Genomic DNA, 3,205 nt, shown 5'->3' with positions numbered 1-3,205 from the left:
TGGGGTCTCCTCGTTTTCAGTGCAATAAGTGACGGTACGCAAAGCTAGCACTGGCGCGGGGGTGGTCTGGGTAGACCGTTGATTTCATTGACTTTCCTGTTCGCTTTGTAAACGGGTATGGTGGCCTCCCACTTTTGAGGTTCACGATGCAGGGTTGGCACACAACGTTTTTGGGGATGCGTGGGCTCCCCCGCGATATCAGCGACTTCGAGATGAAGGCATTTTTCACCTTCGATGGTGCCGAGCGCGACGCAATCAATGCACGCCGAGGTGATTCCCACAAGCTTGGTCTGGCGCTCCATATTGGTTTCCTGCGCATGAGTGGGCGTTTGCTCGGTGCCTTTCGGGTAATTCCAGTAGCCTTGTGGCGCCACCTTGGCAACGAGCTTGGCATTGCAGCACCAGAAGTCGCCTCGCTGAGAGCCATGTATGAACGCGGGCGCACGCTATTCGATCACCAACAAGTAGCCTGCACGGTCCTTGGATTCCAGTGGATGAGCGAGCACCAGCGCCGCTCACTGGTACGTGAACTGCGCGACGAAGTGGCGCGCTGCGCCGACCGCGATCAGCTACTCGTGCGGGCGCGTCAATGGCTGTACAAGAACAAGCTGGTGATCGTGCACGAGCGGGCAATTCGGACACTGATTGCGGCGGCACTTGCCCAGCTTGAAGTTGAAACAGGCACCGCCATCGCCGCCAGCGTTGATCCAGCAACACTTGATCGCTGGCGAGCCTCAGTTTCAGAGCTGCGCCCAGATGGACAAACCCAGCAGAGTTGGCTATGGGCTGCACCGGCGAAACACTCAACCCGCCAAATCAGCGAGGTACTGGAGCGCATCGACCTGCTTTACACGCTGGACGTTCATAAGCACCTGGCAGACATCCCCGATCTCATCTTGCGCCGCTACGCGCGCCGACTTGTCTCCAGGCCGCCCTCAGCCGGAGCCAAGATCAAAGAGCCAGCGCGCACCGTGGAGGTCGCATGCTTTCTTCGGTATTGCCTGTTCACCACCACAGACCAGTTGATCCTTATGGTGCAGCGCCGGATCGCCGATCTGTGGCGTCAGGCTGCCGCCGATGTCCCCGCTACCGTCAATTGGGCCGCAATGTACAAAACGCTGCTCGGCGAACTTGTTGCCTTGAGCGCGCAAGGTGCGGTGCCAGATGCTGAGTTGCGTGCCCGTCTTGAAGCCTTGATCACCGAAACCCAGAAACGCAAACCACCGAGCAGGGCCTCCCTGGTCCGCGAGGGATTGATTGATGGAATTCGCCCCGTGCGGTCGTTGCTCGTCGCCATTGCAAAGCTGCCCTGGCAGGCCACCGGCGAGCATCCTGCCATCGAGTACCTTGCCAAGCTGCAAGCTTTATATCTCAAAGGATCCAGAAAGCTGCCAGTTGAAGTGGTGGCACCAAGTCTGGGAATGATCTGGCAGGTTTCGATCTCCAGCCCAGACCGGGAACGGGCGTTTCAGGCGTTGGAGGTGGCCACCCTGTTTGCCCTGCGCCGCGCGGTGCGCAATGGCTCGGTCTGGATTGAGCACAGCCTGAGCTTTCGGGGTCGTGCGCGCTTGTTCTTCACGGACGAGCGTTGGCAGGCAGAGTCCAAGAAACACTATGCCCGTCTATCGTTACCCAGCAAGGCTGCCACTTTCTTGAAGCCTTTGCTGGCCAGAGTAACTGCCGGTGTCGATGCGGTGGCCGCTGCAGCCCGCAGTGGCGTACTGCGCGTGGATGATGAACTCCATTTGTCGCCATTGCCCGCAGAGGACGAAGACCCAGAAGTGACCAAGCTGCGCGCGGCTTTGGATCACCGCATCGGTGAGGTTCAATTGCCGGAAGTGATTCTGGCCGTTGACGCCCAGGTGCGCTTTAGCTGGATCATGCTCGGACGTGAGCCGCGCTCTACCGACGAGCTGCTGATGGTCTATGCCGGCATCATGGCCCACGGCACCAGTCTGACTGCGGTCGAATGCGCGCGCATGATTCCGCAATTGTCTGCCACCAGCATTCGCCAGGCCATGCGCTGGGCGCGGGACGAACGGCGTCTGAGCCAGGCCTGCCAGGCTGTGCTGGAATTCATGCAGCGACACCCGATTGCCGCCACCTGGGGGCGGTCCGATTTGGCATCTTCTGACATGATGAGCATGGAGACCACCAAACGGGTGTGGCAAGCCCGGCTTGATCCTCGGCGCAACACACCTTCCATTGGAATCTACTCCCATGTAAAAGACCGGTGGGGCATCTTCCATGCGCAGCCCTTTGTGCTCAATGAGCGCCAGGCGGGCGTGGCCATTGAAGGTGTCATCCGCCAAGAAAAGCTGGAGACCAGCCAGCTTGCTGTGGATACCCATGGCTACACCGACTTTGCCATGTCACATGCCCGTTTGCTTGGTTTTGATCTTTGCCCGCGGTTGAAGGAACTCAAACAGCGCCACCTCTTTGTGCCACGCGGCACCAAAGTGCCCGCAGAAATCGCTGCGGTGTGCGAAGCCAATGTCGACGTCGCTTTGATCGAAAAGCATTGGGATAGTCTGGTGCACCTGGCAGCCTCGGTCATGAGCGGACATGCCAGTGCGGTGGCAGCTCTTGCGCGGTTCGGTTCTGCCGCCCAGGGCGATCCAATCTATGAGGCTGGCGTGCAATTGGGGCGGTTGCTGCGTACGGCGTTTTTGGCTGACTACTTTGTCAAGGACGCTTTCAGGAACGAGTTGCGCCGGGTGCTCAATCGGGGCGAGGCTGTTAACGCCCTCAAGCGCGCCATTTATACCGGCCGGATCAGCCCGGCGCAGGCCAAACGTGTCGATGAAATGCAGGCTGTGGCCGATGCGTTGAGCCTGATGGCCAACATCGTGATGGCGTGGAATACCTCACAGATGCAGGCGGTCCTGGATCGCTGGTCGAACCGCCGCCAGGTCATTCCACCGGAACTGATCGGGAAGATTGCGCCCACCAGGCTGGAGAGCATCAACTTGCGGGGTGTGTTTCGCTTCCCGGTTGACCGCTATGCTGACCAAATCCTGCCTTCGCGGCCAAATGCATCGATAACTGGCACCAATGGATGAAACCGACCACGGTTTGACGCCACGAATCGCAGATTTGAAAGTGAACAGGAAAGTCAATGAAATCAACGATCTACCAACACCACCTCCGCGCCAGTGCTAGCTTTTCGTACCGTCACTTATTGCACTGAAAACGAGGAGACCCC

The 3,205-nt window shown here is 58.9% G+C and carries 1 protein-coding gene; it reads left to right on the top strand.

Annotated elements, in window-relative coordinates; translation table 11 throughout:
• Window positions 1-146: 146 nt before the first annotated feature.
• A complete protein-coding gene (locus tag BHU06_RS21840) occupies window positions 147-3,062 on the top strand; it encodes a Tn3-like element IS1071 family transposase (RefSeq protein WP_003049965.1) in 2,916 nt (971 codons plus the stop codon).
• The last annotated feature ends 143 nt before the right edge of the window (window positions 3,063-3,205 follow it).

It is taken from the genome of Hydrogenophaga sp. PML113, assembly GCF_001777155.1.
Lineage (GTDB): Bacteria > Pseudomonadota > Gammaproteobacteria > Burkholderiales > Burkholderiaceae_C > Hydrogenophaga > Hydrogenophaga borbori.
This window is presented reverse-complemented; position numbering and strand designations above follow the sequence as displayed.

Coding starts and splice junctions, on each gene's coding strand:
- BHU06_RS21840 (WP_003049965.1), top strand. CDS start 147: ATGCAGGGTTGGCACACAACGTTTTTGGGGATGCGTGGGCTCCCCCGC.